Raw genomic sequence first — 23,039 nt, forward strand, 5'->3', positions numbered from 1 at the left:
AAAGTATTTGATTTTTTATTTTAATTTTGTAGAAATCCTAATTCCATACACATGAAAAGATTTCTACTCAGTCTGGTATTAACTTTTTTAACAATTAATACCCTCTTCGCGCAAAGGGATACCGAGCACTGGATTGCACCTTATTATAGTGTGTTGCCATCAACGTTTAACAGCTATGAAAATAAGGTATATCTATCCACTGATTCTACGACTCCCTTTGACGTAAAAATATTCAGCGCAAACACCCTTATAGGTACCGTTACTATTGCCAAAGGAGACCCTAAAACATTTGATGTCGAAGAATCTCTTATTACAGCTAATGGAGCTACCGATGCATTTGTTGTAGGTTCAAAAGGGCTTTATTTAAAAGCGGACAAACCATTCTATTGCAGTTTACGATTAGCACAGGATGCCCATGGTGAAATTATTACCAGTAAGGGAAGAGCTGGAATCGGTAACCTATTTTATGTAGCTACCAGCCCTAACCAAAGAAACCCAGGTGATTCTACACTAGATGGCTTTACAGCAGGAATCCTGGCTACTGAGGACAATACAACCGTTACTGTAAGCTGGACTACTAACGACTTAAAATTTGTTAATGGTACTCCACCTGGCAAAAACCATTCGTTTGTTTTAAACAAAGGGCAGTCTTTTATTTTTGCAGGAAGAGGAAATACAAAAGCTAATCAGGAAGGCTTCATTGGTGCTAAGATTGTTACCAACAAACCAGTGACCCTTACCAATGGTAGCTGTAATGGTAACTTTTCAACCGGCGGAAGTGGCGGTTCTGATGCCGTTCTTGACCAGTCTGTCCCTGTAGAAAGATTAGGGAATACATTTGCTATGGTGAAAACCATATCTACAGATCCTTCTCTAAATATGGAAGGAGGTCTTATTATTGCCACTGAAGACAATACTGAAATATATCTTAATGGCTCAACCACTCCTGTTGCTACCAGAAATGCAGGAGGCTGGTATAGAATCAACGAGACCAACTATGTGGCTCAGCCTGGAGGAACCCATTCTAATATGTTCATTTCTACCTCTAAGAATGTATACCTATATCAATTCGTTGGAGTTGGATCAAGTGGTGCAACCAACGGCTATAATTATATACCACCGTTGAACTGTTTCTTACCCCGAAAAATTGATGAAATTGGTAAGATCAATGAAATGCCGGGCATTGCTACTAGTGATATTAAGTTAAAACTTAATATATTAACTGAGGTAGGAGCAACTGTACTGGTCAATGGTGTATCACCTTCTGCAGCTGATGGACCATATCCTTTAACGGGAAATTCTCAGTGGGTAACCTATTCAGTGGGAACCTTCCCTCCTAACCTTACCATTACCTCTACAAAAGCGGTAACAGCTGGTATCAACGGAGGATACAGCTCTGCCGGATATGGTGGATATTTTGCAGGGTTCTCATCTGTTCCTGGAATTTCTAAGACAGGTGACTGTGTTCCTGGAATTGTTTTAGATGTGGCTGATACTTATGATACGTATCAGTGGTTTCTTAATGATGTAGCCATTTCCGGAGCAAATGCTTATAAGTATTCTCCTACACAACCTGGCTATTATTCTGTAAAAGTTACAATGGGAGCATGCCAATCAATAACAACAGCTCCATATAAAGTAACGAACTGTCTGAAGCTGACTACTAAAGAAGAACCAGCATGTTCTACTAAGATCATTACTCCAGCCTTCTCATCTTCGACTCAGACTCCGGTATTCAGTACTTTAAAAATCCTTACCCCTCCTACTAACGGAACGGCAGTGATAAATCCAGATGGTACAATTACCTATACACCGAAACCTAATTATGAAGGAACTGATACAATCGTTTATACATTCTGTGGAGACTCCCCGGATTTTATGGATTGTGAAGAAGTTACCTTAAAACTTACGGTTATCCCTTTCATTGTGAAAGATGCTTCTATTAAAGCTTGTTGGTACGATGTAGCACCCTATGCTTATTTTGATCTGACAACAGCAAACGTTACAGACTATGGATTAGCAATAAAAAAATATTACCGTACATTAAAAGACCTTACTTCAGGTTTGAATGAAATAAAACCAGCGAACAACTATCCTGCTACAGGAGGTTTTGTTTATGTGAAGATTACTACTGAACAAGGATGTAGTGCAACTGCAAAAATTGAACTGATCCCTCTTCCAATCAAAAAATCTCCAGTCCTTGTAGATAAATACATCTGTATTGATGCTACAACTGACCTGGATGCTGGACCTGGATATGATTCTTACTTATGGAACAACGGAGCAACATCTTCAGGAATCAGAGGTGTAGGTGTAGGTGAATATTCTGTAATTCTTGAGAAAAACGGATGCCTTCTTACACAGGTAGTAAGAGTGAAAAAAGCAGTTGAACCAGTTATCCAGCAAATTGAAATCAACAATACTACAGCTACAGTAGTTGTGGTAGGAGGTAAAGCCCCTTACAAATATGCTGTTGACGGAACTACGAACTGGCAGGATTCAAATACTTTCACAGGGTTAAGCAGAGGACAGCATAAATTCTATGTAAAAGATGCTTACAACTGTACTCCTAACTCAGCAGAAGTAACAGTTCCTAATTTATTGAATGCCATTACTCCTAATGGAGATAACATCAATGACTATATCGATTACAGTGATCTTTCATACAAAGACAATCTTAACTTTGTAGTGTATGACAGATACGGAAATATGATATTTACAGGAAATAAATTCAATAATTACAAGTGGGACGGAAGACACTTCGACAAGAAACTGATAACAGGTACATACTGGTATCATGTTTCATGGAATGAATCAAACAAAGAAAAAACCGAAATTAAATACACAGGTTGGATTATGGTAAAAAACAGAGAATAACCATACACCTTTATAACTTTCAAAACCACGATTTCAAAATCGTGGTTTTTTTATTTCATTTTCAACACTTTAATACATTTTATTGTTAAATTTGTGATAAATACCATCACTGAATGAAGAAAATTCTATCTTTTTTATTTATACTTTATATATTCAATTCTACCTTTGCACAATTAGACAGAGAGCATTGGTTTGCTCCTATGATAGACCGGTCAGGCGCTTCCTTTCCCTATCAGAAGCTCTATTTATCTACCAACCGCACCACATCATTTCCGGTAAGTATCTATAATAATAACGTTCTGATAGGAACCGTGGATATCAGCAAGAACAATCCTCAGAAGTTTGATGTTTTAAGAAACTTTATCATTACCACCCAACAGACAGATCTTTTTACTCCTACCACAAAAGGATTATACCTGAAAGCTGAATTTCCGTTTTATGCAAACTTAAGGTTTTCAGTATTTAACCACGCTGAAATCATCACTTCTAAAGGAATCCCATCAACCGGGAAAAGTTTCTTTGCTGCTTCAGCTCCCATCAGCGTAAATAATGATATTCTGAACTTTATGACCAGTATTCTGGCAACAGAAAATAACACCACTGTTACCATTACCGGTTACAGTCCACTTGTACAATTCTCAAACGGGACCACGGGAGCTACCAACCCCACTATAAACATTACTCTAAATAAAGGACAGTCTTATATTATTGACGGAATCGGAAATAATACAGGAAATTTCGATGGGTTTATCGGTGCTAAAATAACTTCGAACAGGCCAATCAATGTTACCAATGGAAACTTCAATGGCCAATATGCCGGAAACTACCCTACCAGCTCTGACATTTTAATGGACCAGGCTGTACCTGTTGACAGGCTCGGAAGTGAATTTGCTCTCGTAAAAGGTAATGGAAGTATTGGCGCCAATATGGAGGGAGCTTTGATTATTGCCACGGAAGACAATACCCAAATCTATGTAAATAATGAATTAACACCTATCACCACACTGAATACCGGAAAATATTTTGTAATTCCCGACACTAAATACAGTCTTCAGGGAGGCAACCATTATAACTTATTCATTAAAACCTCTAAAAATGCTTATGTTTACCAGATCTTAGCAGGAGATTCAAAAACATCGAATGAAGTGGCTACCGGAGGATTTAATTTTATTCCGGCTTTAAATTGTTATCTTCCCAAGCAGATCAATGAGCTGGGGTTTATTGATGAAAATTTTGTTCACTCCAATGTAAACCCGTCCGGGGTTCTCAATATCCCCACTAAGCTGAACCTGGTTACAGAAAGAGGAGCTGTGGTTACGGTAAATGGTGGAACTCCGCCTGCATCAACGGGGCCTTATAATATGACCGGTACCACTAACTGGGTTACTTATGGAATTCCTGATGTAACCGGAACAATCACCGTAGTTTCAAGTAAAGCCATTACAGCAGGAATTACGGCAGGAAGTGATGCTGTAGGGTACGGAGGTTTCTTTGCAGGCTTTCCTACACAGCCTGTTATTTTAAAATCCGGGGGAAACTGTATTCCAGGACTTGTACTTACGGTAGACCCTATTATTTATGATACCTATCAGTGGTACAGAAACGGAATAGCAATTTCAGGGGCTAACAGTTCTTCCATCAATCCTACACAATCCGGGTATTATACTTGCTCTGTAACAATGGGAAGCTGTGCTCCTTTGGTTACCGAAAAATTTAAAGTTACCAACTGTACAAAACTGACCACTACAGCTTACGACGTGTGTACCACACAGACGATAATTCCCACCTTCAGTACCTCTTCACAAAATCCTGTACCGGCTACAGTAGCAGTGACTACGCCTCCTGCATTGGGCACGGCAGTCGTAGATCCGGCTACCGGTAAAATTACCTATACTGTCAATACTCCCGGCACAGCAGGAACTGATACATTCACTTATACTTTCTGTGGAGATGATCCTGACTTTCCGGATTGTGAAACGGTAACAGTAACCATTAATATTAAAGCAATTACGGTCACCAATTCAGTATTATTTGCCTGTGACATAAATGGAAAAGGAACATTTAACCTTACAACAGCCAGTGTAACCACAAATTCTCCCGTTACCATAACTTATTACCCAACACTGGCAGATGCCCAAGCGGAAAACCCAGCTACCAGAATCACAGTACCTAATGCTTATTCGGCAACAAACGGTACAATCGTCTATGTTGTAGTTAAAAATACACTCGGATGTAAAAGCATCGCCCAAATCACTTTGTTCTTTTACAACAAAATAACATTAGTAGATAATTACAAAGGAGAATTCTGTGATGATAATTTCGATGGAACCGTCAATATCATTCTTTCTAATGTTACTGCTACAGTCCTTAATAATCCTACTTATTTCACCGTAAGATATTATGAAAAATTAATTGACGCCAATGCAGGAAATACAAATACCCTGCCTAATAACTGGAGCTATACCGCAGCTACCACCATCTATATCAGAGTAGATTCACCTGACGGGTGCCCATCTGTCATTAAGCCTTTACAGTTCAGTATCGGAGCAAAAATACAATTGGCAAGCCAGGCAATAGAAGAAAACGTATGTGATGACGACCTGGATGGAGTAAAGAGCGTAAACCTGGCTCAGTTTATTCCACAATTCACACTAGATCCGAATGTTACTTTTACTTTTCATGCAAGTTTAGCTGATGCCCAGAACAATGTATCTCCATTAGCAGCTACTGTAAATATTACTGCATCTCAAACATTTTATATCCGTTTTGAAAAAAATGGAGTATGTCCGGAAGTTGCTTCTATTAAAATAACCATCAAAATTCCTAAAAACTCAGAACTTCTTAAAGACCAGATTATCTGCCCAAAAACAACAACTACATTGGATGCAGGTCCGGGATTCGAAAAATACCTGTGGAGCACCGGAGCAACCAGCCCTTCAATTAACAATGTATCTGCCGGCAGCTATTGGGTAGAGCTTACCTTTAAAGGATGTGTGTACAAACAGAATGTCAACGTTACTGAATATCAGATTCCGATTATTACGTCTATTGAAATTGAAGGAACAACAGTGAAGATTGGAGCTAGTGGTGGTACTCCACCTTACGAATATTCATTGGACGGAGTGATCTGGCAGACTTCAAATATTTTCTATAATGTACCCAGAGGTGCACATTATGCTATGGTAAGAGACTCTAAAGCATGTGGAGAAGCTAAAAAGGAATTTGCCATCATCAATCTGATCAACACCATTACGCCTAACGGAGACGGGCGCAATGAGTCCATAGACTATTCTGCGCTGATGTCTCACGATAATCTTGTATTCAGAATCTTTGACCGGTATGGTGCAGAGCTCTTCAGAGGTACTCATGAAAACCGGTATACCTGGGATGGAAGGGTTGGAGGCAGATATGTCCCTACAGCTACCTATTGGTATTTCATCAGCTGGACAGAATTTGGTTCCACAGTTTCAATAAAATACTCAAGCTGGTTACTCGTAAAACATCGATAAAATCATAAAAGGTTGAAAGAAAACAATACTCCTTCAACCTTTGTATCTTAAGTATATCAGGACACAATTCAGCCTGGAAATATATTTATAACATTCATTAACAATTGAATACTAAAGTTTAATATAACTTTAACCACTATTCGTTATCTAATTAAGCAGAAATTGCTGGATTTCTATGTAATTTTGCCAATTATATGAAGAAACTGTTTACTCTGTTGCTGTTGATTTTTCTGGCAAAAATCAATGCCCAAATATATTCCGGAGAGGTATTTCTGAGAGATAACTCGATCCTTTATCTTAATCAGGTATATGTTACCAATTTAAATACTCAAAAGACTGTACTTGCTGACTATAACGGTAACTTCAGTGTTCCTGCCAATTCTGGAGATGTCATCCGTTTTACCTCAATTGTTACTGAACGGAAGGATATTAAGCTTACTCCTCAGCTTATGGAACAAAAAAATCTGGTAGAACTGAAAATTGCCTATTATGAGATCCAGGAAATTGTACTCAGCAGATTTAAACCTACAGGTAACTTAAGGTATGATGTAAACTCACTAAGAAAAGAAGACAAAGCACTGGCGATCAAAAAAGTGATAGGGCTTCCTGAGCCTAAAGGAGACGGAACACCACCAGAGCTTCCGGTTGCCGGATTAAGAGATGGCGGATTGACCTTCAGCATTGAAAGCATCTATGATATGCTTTCCGGAGAGAGAAAGAAAAAACAACGTTATAAGGCTTATGAGAGCATGAATACTTCCATCACCCAGATCAAAAATTACTTAGGTAAAGATTATTTTGCGAAATTTAAAATTCCTGAAAATCTGATCGATAACTTCCTGCAATTCGTTTATACTTCTGAAAATATACAACCTTATGTACTGGCAGGAAATTACGAAGCTATAAAAATTCCTATTGAAAAATACATGCCTATTTATCAGAAACGACTAAAGAACTCGCATCTTCAGGAAGTCATCAGTCCTCAACAGGCTGATAAATAGCCATCCAGATCTATACAAACCATGTAATTTTTACATGGTTTTTTTTATAACAAGCAGAACACCCCATTATTAATCATTTATTTTTCATTGAATATATTTCATTTATATTTAAAAATATGTTTAATTTTATGTCACAATAATGTGTTTAAAATAAAAACAATACTATTTCGTTATCCTATTAAATACTAATTGCCCAAAAACCAAATTAAGAAAAAGTAACCCATTTTTAACTTAATATTTATTAATGAAAAAAATACTTTTACTTCTTGCATCGGTCTTGTTTTTCAGTATGTCTGCCCAAAAGAAAGGAAAAGACTACAGCGAAATTCTGAAAAGCAATAATATTTACGAAATCAATGCTTTCTTAAGGGACGCTCATCCTGATGATCCCCGAAGGTCAGTACTGAAACCCCGGGTTATGGAAATGATGAAAGAATACATTAAAAATGCCCATCCGGAAGATCAAAAAGTAAAAGACATGCAGGAAATGCTGGCTTTGTTACGGAGGCGACCTTCTACGAAGATTACTTTTGATGAAATGAATGCAATCATCAAACAGAAGCAGATTGCTAAATATAAAGCTGAACTTGCCGCTAAAAAATCTACAGAAACCTATACTCCAAGCAGCGCTCAGAATGCTTTTGTTGTTAATACATCAGCCAATGCAGCCATTCCTAATGCAGAAGCAGAAGAGTTTAATATGCTGATGAATATTTCTCCTATCGAACATCAAAATAAAACAGTGAAGATCCTTAACTCTCTGTTTGATAATGATCCCAATGCCAAGGAATGTATTGTCCTTATCCAAAATCAATCTGACTGTAACATTATCGTAAGAATGGAAGGGGTAGGAACTACAAAATATAGACTTGCTGTTCCGGCTCATAAAGACAACTCAATTGTAGTGGAAAAAGGCCAGTATCTTTTCACAAGTTTAGTCTGTGGTGCAGAGTACGCATCACAAAAGACCATCCAAAGACCCATCATGGTTGCATTAGGCAGCGCAACATCAAAATAATCAAAACAATATAATAGTTTCCCCATAGGTCTTTTAGCATTAAAAGACCTCAATTCTGTCTAAATTTTACTATTTTTGCACTCATTTTATAAATGACTTAATGGGCAAGAATAAATTAGCAAGATTTGCAGAAAACAAGATATTACCGAATGTAATTCAACCTACAAGAGAAAACGCTTTAGAAGGCTTTGAACTTAAGGGAAAATGGAGAGAAAACTTCTTTAAAAATGACAACCCTATTGTTCTTGAGCTAGGCTGTGGAAAAGGAGAATATTCTGTAGGATTAGCCAAAACATTTCCTGAAAAAAACTTTATCGGGATTGATATTAAAGGGGCTAGGTTCTGGTTCGGTGCCAAAGAAGCAGTGGAAAACGGAATGACTAATGTGGCTTTTTTAAGAACACAGATCGAACTTGTAGATTATTTCTTTGCCGAAAATGAAGTGGATGAAATCTGGATTACCTTCCCGGACCCACAAATCAAATACAAAAGAACAAAACATAGATTAACACATCCGGACTTTTTAGCCCGTTATAAAAAATTCCTGAAGCCAGGAGGGATCATCCACCTGAAGACGGACTCAGAGTTTCTTCACGGATATACTCTTGGATATTTACAGGGAGCAGGATATGAAATCATTACCGCTCACCACGATATCTACGGAGCTCCTGAATACGATCCTAATACGCCGCATTTGAGAGACATCCAGACGTATTATGAGCAACTGTTCTCAGCAAAAGGAAAAACGATAACCTATATAAAATTCCGGATACACTGATGAAATAAACAAACACTATTGATGAAAAAAAAATTTTTGACGATTTTATTTTTCTCTTTCCTTACCCCTGTCTTTATCTATTCACAAAAAGGTAGTAAAGATATCCTAAAAAGCACAAATATCAAGGAAATTGAAGAATATCTTAAGACCGCACACCCTGACGATCCTAAAAAAAGTGTGCTGAAACCTAAGCTCATTGCTTTAAAAAACTCTGAGTGGACGAAGGGATCACGTACTGCCAAACCTATGGAAGCCAGGCCCGTCATTGCAGATATCCCAAAAAATGCAATGAAAGATCCCAACTCTAATGAAGCAGAAGAATTCAAGCGGTTACTTGCCGAAACATCTGCCGAACGTAAGGAGAAAACCGCACAGCTTTTAAATACAATGCTTAATGAGGACATTACTAAAAAAGAATCTATTCTTTTATTTAAGAATAATTCGGATTGTAATATTGTTCTCCGGATAGAAGGAAAAGATTATTACAATCTTGCAGTTCCTGCTCACGGAGAAAACTTCATTATAGTTAATAAAGGCTCTTATACACTAAGCAGCAATGTTTGTGACATGAAGTACTTTTCTCAAAAAGATATAAAAAGAAGTATCTTTGTAACCATAGACAATCCACGTCAGCCAGGAGCTCAACCGGTTTCAACAACAAAAGCTCCACCTGAAAAACCATTAAAAAAAAGAAAAGCAAAAAAATAAACGGGTATGAAAAAGTTATTAGTTCTTACCGGGGTTTCAATGATCCTTACCAGTTGTAGTGTAAATTACGGTGGTTATCCCATAAGAAACCCCTACCCTACCAATACTGGTGGAGGCAGCAGTGCTGCTAATGCGGAAAGGGAATACAATGAACTGATAAAGACCTATAAGCCTGAAACAGCTGAAGTTCTGAGTGATCTTCTCAATAATGATGACCCCGGTAATCCTAAGACTTCCATTTCTGTAGAAAACAAATCTCCATGCAATATGGTTCTTACAGTAAGCGGAAACGGTTTTTTTAAAAAAATTCCAATAGGTGCCGGAAAAATAGGATATACAATGGTGACGAAGAATCAGAACTACAGATTATCCGGAATGCTTTGTAACTCTTCTTATCAGTCTACAAAGTTTATCACCACTTCTTATGCTATAAAAATTTCAAATTAAATAAACCCCGCAGATTACTGTGGGGTTTCTATTTTATAAATATTTTTCAGATATTCTAAAGGCAGTCGATTTCTGCTTTCTTATACCATTTTTTCAGATCCTCTAATTTATTCCGTAGGAAGGAATCAATATATCATTTAAAGTTCTTATTGAGGCTTGTATAGGATTATAAACGCTTATATAAGTCTGCATTATCTGCAAAAAATCTGTGAGTACATATAAAAACAAAAAAACGCTGGATTTCAATCCAGCGTTTTTCCTATATTAAAGAAAATCTTTAATTATTCTGCATCAAAATCAGCATCTGTATCAGCAGATACTTTTTCTCCTTCTTCTTTAGATTTTTCTTTATCAGCTTTTCTTTGAGACTGACCTTCTTTGATAGAATCAGAAACAATGCTCAAGATCATATCGATAGATTTAGAAGCATCATCGTTTCCTGGGATAACGAAGTCTACTTTTCTAGGATCAGAGTTTGTATCAACGATACCGAAAACTGGAATACCTAATTTCTTAGCTTCAGTTACCGCGATGTGTTCTCTTAAGATATCAACTACAAAGATTGCAGAAGGAAGTCTAACCATGTCAGAGATAGAACCTAAGTTTTTCTCTAAGTTAGCTCTTTGTCTGTCAACTTGTAATCTTTCTTTTTTAGATAAAGTTTCGAACGTACCGTCTTTTTTCATTTTGTCGATAGAGTTCATCTTCTTTACCGCCTTTCTGATAGTAACGAAGTTCGTTAACATACCCCCTGGCCATCTTTCTGTAATATAAGGCATATTAAGTTCAGAAGCGTGTTTTGCAACCACTTCTTTCGCTTGCTTCTTAGTAGCTACGAAAAGAACTTTTTTACCTGCAGAAGTTAATTTTTCTAAAGCGCTGCACGCTTCATCTAATTTAACTGCTGTTTTATGTAAGTCTACAATGTGAATACCGTTCTTCTCCATAAAAATGTATGGAGCCATATTTGGATTCCACTTTCTAGTCATGTGACCGAAGTGTACGCCAGCCTCTAAAAGGTCTTTTACATTTGCTTTTGCCATGTTTTCTGTTTTTGTTAGTTTACTTTCCGTCTTTTAAACAATCAACAACTTCTTTAGATGGGAGAAGCGTTTGGATGCTAAACATAACGGGCAATGGGCGCTTTGCTTTTTGCTTTTGGCAGCAGGCTTTTCGCCGAGATTAAGTTTAAATAAAATGTAGTACATTTCTGTAGCCAATAGCCAATAGCCATTCGCCAACAAGAAATCTTAACGTTTTGAGAATTGGAATCTCTTTCTTGCTTTTTTCTGACCTGGCTTCTTTCTTTCCACCATTCTTGCGTCTCTTGTAAGTAAACCAGCTGGCTTTAATGCTAATCTGAACTCAGCGTTGATTTCGCATAAAGCTCTTGAAATACCTAATCTGATAGCTTCTGCCTGACCTGTATTACCACCACCGAAAACATTTACGGTAACGTCATACTGACCAACAGTCTCAGAAAGGATAAACGGTTGGTTTAATTTGTAAACCATCACGTCTGTAGAGAAATAAGTTGCAGCATCTTTACCGTTTACTGTAATAACACCAGAACCTGGTCTTACATAAACTCTAGCTACAGAAGTTTTTCTTCTTCCGATTTTGTGAACTATAGACATAATTAATTATTTAAATTCGTTAACATTAATTGTTTTAGGCTGTTGAGCTTCATGTTTGTGCTCAGTTCCTTCATATAAATAAAGGTTCTTAAGGATAGCAGATCCTAATCTGTTTTTAGGTAACATACCTTTTACAGACTTCTCTAATACCTTTAAAGAATCTTTCTTTTGAAGTTCAGCCGCAGTCATAGACTTCTGTCCTCCAGGATATCCTGTATGCCAGATATAAGTCTTATCAGCCCACTTGTTTCCGGAAAGCGTAATTTTCCCAGCATTCAAAACGATTACGTTATCACCACAATCTACGTGAGGTGTAAAATTCGTTTTGTGCTTACCTCTCAAAATCTTTGCAACCGTAGAAGCTAGTCTTCCTAACGGCTGTCCTTCAGCGTCTACCACAACCCATTCTTTATTAGCAGTAGCTTTGTTCGCTGAAACAGTTTTGTAACTTAATGTATTCACACGTTTTAGTTAAAGATTAAACATAATTTACCCCTAAAAGGGTGTGCAAAGGTACAAATTATTTTTATATCCCAAAAACATATTTCATTTAATCTATAGAATATCTGCTATTCAACTCTATAGCAATAGATTTTAACACTATTTATACTTTTGGCACAAAACTTGTTAAATGTTGTGGCGATGAAAAAAAACGTTTAGAAGGTTCTAAAAACACAAATTATGATAAAGCAAGAGTTCTTTCCCTCAACTCTTTCTTTATTACTTTTCTTCTAAAATTCAAGTAAAGTACTTTTCCTGACCTTTAAGTTCTAATCTTAAGAGAATCTATTATATTTTATAAAGCAGATATTTCAACTCAACCTATTAATATTATAGTTCATTTATATATTGACTCCTTTTTCTTTGAAGCATCATTATTGATTCTAATTTTAATTTTATTTAAAGATTCCTTTAAAAGTCTAGTGATATCATTGCTTATTTACTGAAATAATTATCTTTGTCGCACAAATAAGTACTATGAGCCACGGAAAGATACGAGAAGATAAAACCTGCCTGAATTGCGGGCATCAAGTAGAAGAAAGATTCTGTCCTCACTGCGGACAGGAAAATACTGAACGTAGACAGCCTTTCTATTTTCTATTCACTCACTTCGTTGAAGACTTTACTCATTATGACGGACAATTTTGGGGAACCGTTAAGAATCTGATATTCAAACCTGGAAAACTTACCAATATTTACTTGGAGGGTAAAAGACAGACCTTTGTTCCTCCCGTAAAGCTCTATATTTTTGTCAGTTTTATTACATTTTTCATGTTTGCCCTTTTTCCTATGGTTCTTTTTAATAGTGATAGCAATAAAGGAGGAACCCTGGACAAAGCAGCCATTATTAAGAATATAAAGCCTGCTGATACCCAAAAATTAATAGATAGTATAAAAGCTAGAAAAAATCTAACAAAAGAAGATTCCCTTGCCATCAAAAGCCTACAGGTACTTCCTGATTCAGCCAAAATAGAGGATTTCGCCAAAATTCTGGAGATGGATAAAAAAATAGATTCGAATAGCGGCTTTGGAAACTACAAAACCAGAAAATCTTATGATTCAGCGATGGCCAAAAACCCTTCATTTTTGGATTTCATTCAAATTCCAATCGCTCATAAATTCTTTGAACTTAAAGATAATGGGGTAAAAAAAGAAGAAATTGTAACCAGCATGGTAGAAAAATCATTTCATAATCTACCCAAAGCGCTTTTTATCTATCTCCCAATCTTTGCTTTCTTTTTATGGATTTTCCACAATAAGAAAAAATGGTGGTATTTTGATCATGGAATTTTCACTCTGCATTATTTCTCATTCCTATTGCTAATAATATTACTTATATTCTTAATATCCAAACTGACAGGATTATCGGGCTTCAAGATGATCAATGCTCTTTTGTATTTAATAATGTCATTGCTGACCTTATACAGTATGGGATATTTCTTTATTGCTCACAGACGCGTTTATCACTCACATGGATTGGTCAGTCTTATCATCGGAATGATATTATTCACCATTAATTTTATTGCATTTATGTTTTTAGTTGTCGGTCTTGCTTTGATAAGCTTCCTGATGATTCACTAAAATAAATAAGGCTGTCCAGTGTGACAGCCTTATTTATATTTGTTTATTTTCTTAATGACTTGGTTGCCCTAAAACTTGCAATTACATAATAGGCTACAAACACCATTGAAAATTTCAGTATGGATGGAATGGCCAGTTCAAGTTTAAAAATTAAAGTTCCTATCAAAACTAAAATTCCCATCACAACAAATGACAGGCCCAATTTTTTAGGCAATGTAAAATCCGGAGTATCCAAATAATAAGCAATGCCCCATGCTGCCCCAAAAGCAACGGCATAATAAAGCTCCAGGCCAATATTATCTGAACTTAAAAAGAAATAATTGATAAGGAAGCTTACTACTGTTCCCAACGCAAAATATATTAAGGCTTTCTGCATGTCTGTAAAATATGGTGCAAAAGTAAAGATTTTAATTTGAGTAATTCAGGATCTGTCAATTTCTAAACAAAATCCGGAAGTCATTTTTAATTCTGTAACTACCGAACCTTTAGACTTTCAAATTCTCAAACCTAAAATTGGAGATATTTTATTAAATAAGGCAATATAAACAAATGATAATCAATTTAATAAAATCAAACACAGGGTTGTTTTTTTATTATTATATTTGAAAACTTAGAAACTTTCTAGAATTTTTATGGAAACCCAAAAATATACTCCAACCAACAAGGTAAGAATCGTAACGGCTGCCTCATTATTTGACGGCCATGATGCTGCGATCAATATTATGCGTCGTGTCATTCAGGGAACTGGATGTGAAGTGATTCACTTAGGACATGACAAATCAGCAGAGGAAGTTGTAAATACAGCGATCCAGGAAGATGCCAATGCCATTGCACTAACTTCATATCAGGGAGGTCACAATGAATATTTCAAATATATCTATGATCTTTTAAGAGAAAAAAATTCACCACAGATCAAAATTTTTGGCGGTGGTGGTGGTGTTATCCTTCCGGAAGAGATTAAAGATCTGATGTCTTACGGAATCGACAGAATCTATTCTCCGGATGATGGCCGTGAACTTGGCCTTCAGGGAATGATTGATGATTTGGTACACCGTTCAGACTTTGCTACCGGAAAAGATGTAACAGCCAACGATCTGGACTCAATCAGTTTTGAAAACTCAACAAGTATTGCCAGAATTATTTCCGCAGTGGAGAACTTTTCAGATGAAAAACCTGAATTGGTAAAGGCTATTGATGAAAAATCAAAAGATTTAAATATTCCGATCATTGGGATTACAGGAACAGGAGGTGCCGGAAAATCATCTTTAACGGATGAATTGGTAAGACGTTTCCTGCGTTCCAATACAGATAAAAAAATTGCAATCATTTCTATTGACCCTTCTAAAAAGAAAACAGGAGGTGCACTTCTTGGTGACAGAATCCGTATGAACGCAATTAATGATCCTAGAGTGTATATGCGTTCAATGGCTACCAGAGAGAACAACGTTTCTGTTTCTCCGTTCATTCATTCTGCATTAAATGTCTTAAAATTGGCTCATCCGGATGTGATCATTCTTGAAACTTCAGGAATCGGACAATCCGGATCGGAGGTTTCTGATTTTGCAGATGTTTCCATGTATGTAATGACTCCTGAATATGGTGCCTCTACTCAGCTGGAAAAAATCGACATGTTAGATTATGCGGATCTGGTTGCGTTAAACAAATCTGACAAACGTGGTGCTCTTGATGCTCTTCAGGCCGTAAGAAAGCAGTTCCAGAGAAACCACCTTTTATGGGAAAACCCATTGGAAGATATGCCTGTATATGCTACAAAAGCATCTCAGTTCAATGATCACGGAACAACAGAACTTTATAACAGACTGGTTTTAAAAGTAAACGAAAAATTTGCTGATTTAGGACTTAAAACTTTCGTTGAACAGGAAATTACGGAGGAAGTAACGATTATCCCTCCAAAAAGAGTCCGTTACCTTTCTGAAATTGTTGAAAATAACAAACATTATGATGCCAGTGTTGAAAAACAGGCTGAACTTGCAAGAAAACTGTATCATATTGAAGGCGTAAAAAATATTATTTCCAATGAAGCTTTAGATACTGAATATCAAAAGGCTGAAAAAGAACTTCAACAGGAAAACATCGACTTCCTGAGAACCTGGGATGATACAAAGAAAGCTTTTCAGGCAGAATTCTATTCATATTTTGTAAGAGGAAAAGAGATCAAAGTAGAAACGTCTACAGAATCTTTATCACATTTAAGAATTCCAAAAATTGCCTTACCAAAATATAACGACTGGGGAGATCTTATTCAATGGAAAGGCCAGGAAAACCTTCCGGGAAGCTTCCCTTATACTGCAGGAATTTATCCGTTCAAAAGAACAGGTGAAGATCCTACAAGAATGTTTGCAGGAGAAGGAGGTCCGGAAAGAACCAACAGAAGATTCCATTATGTATCTGCAGAAATGCCTGCAAAACGTCTGTCTACAGCGTTTGACTCGGTAACTTTATATGGACAGGATCCAGCTTTACCACCGGATATTTATGGTAAAATCGGTAATGCCGGAGTTTCTATTGCTACATTGGATGATGCTAAAAAGCTATATTCAGGATTTGATTTAGTCAATGCATTGACTTCTGTTTCTATGACAATCAACGGACCTGCTCCAATGCTGCTGGCTTTCTTCATGAATGCTGCTATCGACCAGAATGTTGAAAAATACATCAAGGAAAACGGATTAGAGGCTAAAGTTGAGGCTAAGCTTAAAGAAAAATTCGATGATAAAGGGTTAGAAAGACCGAAATATAAAGGTGAACTTCCACCATCCAACAACGGATTGGGATTACAGCTTTTAGGATTAACAGGTGACGAAATTATCCCTGCAGAGGTATATGCTGAAATTAAAGCTAAAACGATTGCTACTGTTCGTGGTACCGTTCAGGCTGATATTTTAAAGGAAGACCAGGCTCAGAATACCTGTATCTTCTCTACTGAATTTGCCCTAAGATTAATGGGTGACGTTCAGGAATATTTCATCAAGGAGAAAGTAAGAAACTTCTACTCTGTTTCCATTTCAGGATATCACATTGCTGAAGCAGGAGCCAACCCTGTTTCTCAGCTGGCATTTACATTGGCAAACGGTTTCACTTATGTGGAATACTACCTGTCCAGAGGAATGGACATCAATGATTTTGCTCCAAACTTATCTTTCTTCTTCTCTAACGGTATTGACCCTGAGTATTCAGTGATCGGACGTGTAGCAAGAAGAATCTGGGCAAAAGCCATGAAACTGAAATATGGCGCTGACGAAAGAAGCCAGATGCTGAAATACCATATCCAGACTTCGGGACGTTCGCTTCACGCTCAGGAAATTGATTTCAACGATATCAGAACTACCCTTCAGGCGCTTTATGCGATCTACGATAACTGTAACTCACTTCACACAAATGCTTATGATGAAGCAATTACAACTCCTACAGAACAGTCTGTAAGAAGAGCTATGGCCATTCAGCTGATCATTAACAAAGAATTAGGTCTTGCTAAAAATGAGAACCCGCTTCAGGGATCATTTATTATCGAAGAGCTAACTGATCTTGTGGAAGAAGCTGTGTATGCAGAATTCGACAGAATTACTGAAAGAGGTGGTGTACTGGGTGCAATGGAAACGATGTATCAGCGTTCCAAGATCCAGGAAGAATCTATGCATTATGAATGGTTGAAACACACTGGAGAGTATCCGATCATCGGGGTGAATACATTCCTTGGAAAAGACGGTTCACCAACGGTACTTCCGGGAGAGGTTATCCGTTCTACTGAAGAGGAAAAACAAGCACAGATTGAATCTCTTCATAACTTCCAGAAAGCCAATGAAGATAAATCTGAAGAAGCTTTAAGTAAACTTCAGCATGCTGCGATCAACCAGCAAAACTTATTTGAAGTGATGATTGATGCTGTTAAATTCTGTTCTTTAGGGCAGATCACCAATGCTTTATTTGAAGTGGGTGGGAAGTACAGAAGAAATATGTAAGACGATATTCATCTTAATATAACAAAACCTAACAGGATTCAGAATCCTGTTAGGTTTTTTATTTATGAAGCAGGTAGTACAGGAGAAATATAACCGGTTATAAAAAAAAATAAATCAAAATCTCAAGAAATTTTCTTGAGGTTTTTTTGTACTTTTAAGTAAGAAAACTGATGATCATGAAAAAGGAATTTCAAATTAAAGAACCTTGCCCCGTTGCCCGTGAGGACATGCGGAAAGTATCTGGCGGGAGCTTTTGTAACCTTTGCTCAAAGAATGTATATGACCTTGCAGATAAAACAGATGAGGAAATTAAAACATTATTAAAATCCAATTCCTCTGTTTGTGGAAGAATTCAAGCCGATCGCTTATTCATTCCGAAAGAAAAACCGGAAACCCAATACAATTTTTTCCAGTTTCCTTTTAGAAAAATAGCCGGTGGAATTTTTCTGTCAATTTTATTTACCTCAAATCTCAACGCTCAAAAAATGAAAATCGATACTTTAGAGGCCGTTGAAATTCAGGGAATGGTCTGGATCGCTCCCAAATCAGAGGATGACGATTATGATGTTCCTCAACCTGTAATTAACAGGACACTGGAAATAAAACTATCCGGAGATCCCGGAAACCTCATCCAATATCAGTCTATTACCCTTCTTACTCCTTTTAAAAGATTCAGCTCCGGAAACTATATCCACGTTCCCGCTGATCTCATCAAAATGAGCAATGTATTCGTTCTTGAAGGAGTAGATCCCAAAAACGGAGAGCTTAATGCTAATAAATATTTTCTTTTTGTAAATAAAAGGCACATTAAGGATAATAACATACTGAATCTTAATCTGGATCAGGCGAAAAGGGTCCCTTTTAATCCAAAAAATAAAGAGTTCATCTATTTTCTGGATGGTGAAGAAATTACAAAAAGAGAATTTGAACACTATCAGAAAGAAAATAAGATAGAGTCCTATTTTCTGCCGGAAATCTATGCGGAAGAACTTTTTGGAGACGACTATTACCTTGAAAACGGAGCTATTGTATCTTACAGGAAATAATACTTCCAGCCTACCCCCTATCACAAAAACAATGCTTATGAAAAGTTATCTTGAGAAATTTTCATCATTACTTATCTTCTGTTTCATAGCAATAATATCGGCACAGAAGCAACCTGATCAATTCAGCATCAGCCTTCCCACTAAAAAATTAGATAAGAGTTATTATAAGACTATTAAACTTATTGACCGTAGGATTGATACAACCTCATTAGGAACGATCCGAAAGGGACTTTTAAATAATCCAGCCAATTTGTTTGCAGCGGCCTCTCTTTCTGACCAATTTCAAAATGTTTTAAACAGCCTCAACGGAGAGCATACAGAAAACGGAACTTTAGTTTTATATCTTAGACAGTTATTTTTTGCTGAAGTGGCAGTTCATGGCTATTGCTATTTCCAGGGCTTTTTATTTTCAAAAAATGAAGACGGCACCTATTCTTTACTGGAGCAGGTAAATCATGTTATTGATCACAAGGCCAAATCGGATGTTACCAAAGAACTTCTGCAGAAAGGAAGTGAATTCCTGGTAGATTTTATCACTGTCAACGCTTCTAAAAAACCGGTATCCCGTCATCATTATACTTATCAGCAAATTAATGATTTTGAGGGAACCGCTAAAAGTTCTATCAGTATTTTCAGTTCCTCTGAATTGAAAGACGGGGTATATAATGATTATCAATCTCTAAAAAATCAGCAACCCAACAAAGAAATCACCAATGTGAAATTTTATGGTAATGCTCCGAAAATAGTAAGAATCTATGAAACTCTTGATGGCAAAGAAAAAGAGATAAAAAAAGACAATATCTATGCGATAGTATACAAAGGAGAACTTTATCCCTATCTCTCCATAGAAAACCTGTTTACAAAGGCTGAAAAGAGAGACAATGACTATTATTTCGTTGGGAAAATAAAATCAAATACAAATTCACCCAGTATAACTGTTGCACCGGCATACACCTATGCATCTATTGGGGTTTCTTTCATGAGCAGCCCTGTTCTTCCCTTTGAAATGAAAATTGATTATTTCAATGGAGATTTTATTCCGATAAGAGAAATTGAGAACAAAAGATAAGTTATAGAACAGAAGCTGGAAGTATGAGGATGGAAGTTATTTTCGTCATAGAATTACTGATTGTTACATCAATGTTTTAAAAACAAAAACCGCAGAATTACCTGCGGTTTTATTTGTTATGTATTTTCAATTATTTCTTGTTGAAATCCCCTGCAAAAACAGAAGTCAGTTTATCTTCACTGATATACTTTTTAAGGGCATCATTCACCTGTCCTACTTTTAAGCCAGAAACTTTTGCTTCCAGTGTATCATAATCCTCCAAAGGAATACCATACTGAAGCTGAGAGTTTACAAGCCCCATCAGGGTACTTTCATTTCCTAGGCTTGTTTTTCTTGAGGTCAGCCAGGAAGTTAGATTGGATTTAAATTCTTCCTCGGTAAATCCTTCTTTCACAGCTTTATTCACTTCTTCTTTTAATGCCGAATTCACAGCATCTTTTTTCGTTGGATTAAAGAATGCATACCAACCCCATGAGGCAACGGCATTATCTGCCGGAACATTCATATACGAACCTGCTCCATAGCTGATTCCTTCTTTTTCACGAAGTCTCATAGGAATTCTCGCGGTCATAAAACCTCCGCTTCCCAATATTTCGTTCGCTATAAGAAGTGCCGGATAATCAGAGCTTTTTCTATCCATAGAAAAGCTGATTTTTCCAACTGCAGCGCCGTTTTCTTTATCCGGAGTCAAATAGATCTTATCTTCTTTTTTAGTGGCAAAAAGTTCAGGCTTAATTTGTTCGTAATTCGATTTTGAGTTCCATTTCCCAAAGGCACCTTCCATTAATGAAGAGGCTGTCTTGGAATCCAGGTCTCCGATCATGGTTCCTACCCCATTATTACTTCCTATAATTTTACTATAAAAGTCTACAAGCTCCTGTCTTTTAATGGTTTTATTAGCTTCAATCTGCTCTTTGAAAGATGGAGTATAGAAGATGCTTTCTTTAGGATAGTTTTCCGTAATTTTTCCAATCTCAGTAAATGCCAATGCCTGCGGATCATTTAAAGAGCCTTCAAGGGAAGTATTATATTCATTGACTGTTTTTACCAATTCTGCTTCAGGGAAGTTAGACTCTGTAAGGATTTCTTTCATCAGATCCATTACTTTTGGCAAATGCTCTTTGTATGTGCTTACATTGGCAGATAATGTTTGTCCTCTGAATGAGAAACTGATGGAAGATTTCCACTGATCCAGCATATCCTGAATCTGTTCTTTTGTATGAGTCTTAGTTCCTGTTTTCATCACCTGAGCCATTAAAGCTCCAATCTGAGCTTTTCCGCTTAAGTCTTTAGCATTACCTACAGGAAAACGGAAACTTCCCAATACTTTTCCGCCTTTGATTTCTTTTCTGATCACCCCATACTTCATCCCGTTGCTTAGTTTGCCTTCAGACAGATTAGCTTTTAGGTTTTTAATACTTGCTTCAAAAGGAGCCACTTCTTTTTCAAGAGCTTTTCCTTTATAATTATTTGTTAAAGTAGCAATCTGATTGTCAGAATATTCAATATTCTTAACTCTTACCTCATCTTTAGAAGGCACAAATATCCCTACCGTTCTGTTATTCGTTTTAAAATATTTATCGGAAACTCTCTGAACATCAGCCAAGGTCAGTTTTTCGATATTATCACGATATAACATTCCTAATTTATAATTTCCAGCTCCTACAATTTCTGTCAGCTCAATAGCAAAATTAATCGTATTGTTTTTTGTATTCTCAATTTGCTTTAAAATCTTAGCTTTGGCTCTTGCAACATCCTGTTCTGTGTACTTAATGCCTGAAACTTTATCCAGTTCTGTTCTGAATTCACTTTCTACAGCTTTTACATCCTTATCTGCAGGCACTTCCAGACCAAAGTACATAAATGCCGCATCTCTTACTGTTGGCTGGTATGAATAGACAGAAGCTGCTTTATGAGAATCAATCATAGCTTTATATAAATAGCCTGAAGGATCTGCCGTTAAAATTTCTGATAAAGCATCCAAAGCCGCATAGTCTTTATCCGCATAAGGTGCTGTGTGATACAATGCTCCTACAATTTTGCTGTCTCCTGAACGTTTCAGCTCTACAAAGCGTTCTCCGTCCTGCGCAGGTTCAACGGTATAGGTCTGGTCTAAAACTCTTGAAGGTTTGGGAATAACAGAGAAATATTGAGAAATATAGTTTAAAGCCTGTTTTTCATCAAATTTACCTGCTACAACAAGGGTTGCATTATCCGGCTGATAATGTTTCTCATAGAATTTTCTAAGTGTTGCAGCTTTTACCCTTTCAATATCTTCTTTACTTCCGATGGTGCTGTTTCCGTAATTATGCCATAAATAGGCTGTGGATACAATACGTTCCATTAAAACGGATCCTGGATTATTTTCACCGATCTCAAACTCGTTTCTCACTACAGAAAACTCTTTATCCAGGTCAGATTGAAGAATCGTAGCATTGATCATCCTGTCGGCTTCCATTTCTAAGGCCCATTTCAGGTTTTCATCACTTGAAGGAAAGATTTCGTAATAATTTGTTCTGTCATACCAGGTTGTTCCATTGGCATCTCCTCCTTTATCTGACAATTGTTTTTTAATATCACCTAATTTTTTAGTGCTTTTAAACAACATATGCTCCAGTAAATGTGCCATTCCTTTTTCTCCATAGCCTTCATGTTTGGATCCTACATTATAAATGATATTCACCACCATATTACTTTGGGAAGGATCCGGAATCAAAAGGACTTTCATCCCGTTATTCAGAGTATATTCTTTTACTCCTTCTGTGTTACTTACAAATTTTGGAGTGTCCGCTTTCTGTGAAAATAAGGGTGTGGCAATTCCCGTAAAAAACAGGACAGCTGTCCCAACCAATAGATTTTTCATGTGTTTTATTTTTAAATCTGTTTA

The 23,039-nt window shown here is 36.8% G+C and carries 16 protein-coding genes; 11 read left to right on the forward strand and 5 right to left on the reverse strand.

Going from position 1 to position 23,039, the window contains the following annotated elements:
- Nucleotides 1-51: 51 nt before the first annotated feature.
- The 7 genes from DRF65_RS09575 to DRF65_RS09605 all read left to right on the forward strand — a co-directional run bounded on the left by DRF65_RS09575 (nt 52) and on the right by DRF65_RS09605 (nt 10,338).
- Complete coding sequence (locus DRF65_RS09575; RefSeq protein WP_115970537.1) at nt 52-2,877, forward strand: T9SS type B sorting domain-containing protein; 2,826 nt, start codon at nt 52-54, stop codon at nt 2,875-2,877.
- 113 nt (nt 2,878-2,990) lie between these two features.
- Nucleotides 2,991-6,386: a T9SS type B sorting domain-containing protein gene (locus tag DRF65_RS09580; protein ID WP_165852199.1), complete on the forward strand. Its 3,396-nt coding sequence runs from the start codon at nt 2,991-2,993 to the stop codon at nt 6,384-6,386.
- 194 nt (nt 6,387-6,580) lie between these two features.
- Complete coding sequence (locus DRF65_RS09585; protein ID WP_115970538.1) at nt 6,581-7,387, forward strand: hypothetical protein; 807 nt, start codon at nt 6,581-6,583, stop codon at nt 7,385-7,387.
- Between the two features lie 244 nt (nt 7,388-7,631).
- Nucleotides 7,632-8,405 (forward strand): DUF6759 domain-containing protein, encoded by a 774-nt coding sequence (locus DRF65_RS09590; protein ID WP_115970539.1) that lies wholly within the window; start codon nt 7,632-7,634, stop codon nt 8,403-8,405.
- A gap of 100 nt (nt 8,406-8,505) precedes the next feature.
- A complete protein-coding gene (gene trmB, locus DRF65_RS09595; protein WP_115970540.1) occupies nt 8,506-9,183 on the forward strand; it encodes a tRNA (guanosine(46)-N7)-methyltransferase TrmB in 678 nt (225 codons plus the stop codon).
- Between the two features lie 21 nt (nt 9,184-9,204).
- Nucleotides 9,205-9,891, forward strand: a complete 687-nt coding sequence (locus DRF65_RS09600) for a DUF6759 domain-containing protein (RefSeq protein ID WP_228438599.1) — start codon at nt 9,205-9,207, stop codon at nt 9,889-9,891.
- Nucleotides 9,892-9,897: 6 nt separating this feature from the next.
- Nucleotides 9,898-10,338 carry a DUF6759 domain-containing protein gene (locus tag DRF65_RS09605; RefSeq protein ID WP_115970541.1) on the forward strand — a complete coding sequence of 147 codons (441 nt, stop codon included), beginning with the start codon at nt 9,898-9,900 and terminating at the stop codon, nt 10,336-10,338.
- Nucleotides 10,339-10,619: 281 nt separating this feature from the next.
- Here DRF65_RS09605 and rpsB read toward each other — a convergent pair whose 3' ends face one another.
- The 3 genes from rpsB to rplM form a co-directional block, all read right to left on the reverse strand.
- Nucleotides 10,620-11,381, reverse strand: a complete 762-nt coding sequence (gene rpsB / locus DRF65_RS09610) for a 30S ribosomal protein S2 (protein WP_045501217.1) — start codon at nt 11,379-11,381, stop codon at nt 10,620-10,622.
- Between the two features lie 207 nt (nt 11,382-11,588).
- Nucleotides 11,589-11,975 (reverse strand): 30S ribosomal protein S9, encoded by a 387-nt coding sequence (gene rpsI / locus DRF65_RS09615; RefSeq protein WP_045501218.1) that lies wholly within the window; start codon nt 11,973-11,975, stop codon nt 11,589-11,591.
- A gap of 6 nt (nt 11,976-11,981) precedes the next feature.
- A complete protein-coding gene (gene rplM, locus DRF65_RS09620; protein WP_047385928.1) occupies nt 11,982-12,437 on the reverse strand; it encodes a 50S ribosomal protein L13 in 456 nt (151 codons plus the stop codon).
- Nucleotides 12,438-12,953: 516 nt separating this feature from the next.
- Here rplM and DRF65_RS09625 point away from each other — a divergent pair.
- On the forward strand, nt 12,954-14,057 hold the full coding sequence (locus tag DRF65_RS09625; protein WP_115970542.1) for a DUF3667 domain-containing protein: 1,104 nt from the start codon (nt 12,954-12,956) through the stop codon (nt 14,055-14,057).
- A gap of 43 nt (nt 14,058-14,100) precedes the next feature.
- Here DRF65_RS09625 and DRF65_RS09630 read toward each other — a convergent pair whose 3' ends face one another.
- Nucleotides 14,101-14,433, reverse strand: coding sequence for a hypothetical protein (locus DRF65_RS09630; RefSeq protein ID WP_115970543.1), 333 nt, complete (start codon nt 14,431-14,433; stop codon nt 14,101-14,103).
- A gap of 256 nt (nt 14,434-14,689) precedes the next feature.
- On the opposite strand from DRF65_RS09630, the gene DRF65_RS09635 reads away from it, so the two are divergent.
- The 3 genes from DRF65_RS09635 (at nt 14,690) to DRF65_RS09645 (ending at nt 20,152) form a co-directional block, all read left to right on the forward strand.
- Nucleotides 14,690-18,037: a methylmalonyl-CoA mutase family protein gene (locus DRF65_RS09635; RefSeq protein WP_115970544.1), complete on the forward strand. Its 3,348-nt coding sequence runs from the start codon at nt 14,690-14,692 to the stop codon at nt 18,035-18,037.
- A 176-nt stretch (nt 18,038-18,213) separates the two neighbouring features.
- Nucleotides 18,214-19,083 (forward strand): hypothetical protein, encoded by an 870-nt coding sequence (locus DRF65_RS09640; RefSeq protein WP_123947308.1) that lies wholly within the window; start codon nt 18,214-18,216, stop codon nt 19,081-19,083.
- Between the two features lie 37 nt (nt 19,084-19,120).
- The gene (locus DRF65_RS09645; protein WP_123947309.1) at nt 19,121-20,152 is read left to right on the forward strand and encodes a hypothetical protein; all 1,032 of its coding nucleotides are present in this window, start codon (nt 19,121-19,123) and stop codon (nt 20,150-20,152) included.
- Nucleotides 20,153-20,282: 130 nt separating this feature from the next.
- Here DRF65_RS09645 and DRF65_RS09650 read toward each other — a convergent pair whose 3' ends face one another.
- Nucleotides 20,283-23,015, reverse strand: a complete 2,733-nt coding sequence (locus DRF65_RS09650) for a M16 family metallopeptidase (protein ID WP_115970547.1) — start codon at nt 23,013-23,015, stop codon at nt 20,283-20,285.
- Nucleotides 23,016-23,039 lie beyond the last annotated feature (24 nt).

This window comes from Chryseobacterium pennae, assembly GCF_003385515.1.
GTDB classification, from domain to species: Bacteria; Bacteroidota; Bacteroidia; order Flavobacteriales; family Weeksellaceae; genus Chryseobacterium; species Chryseobacterium pennae.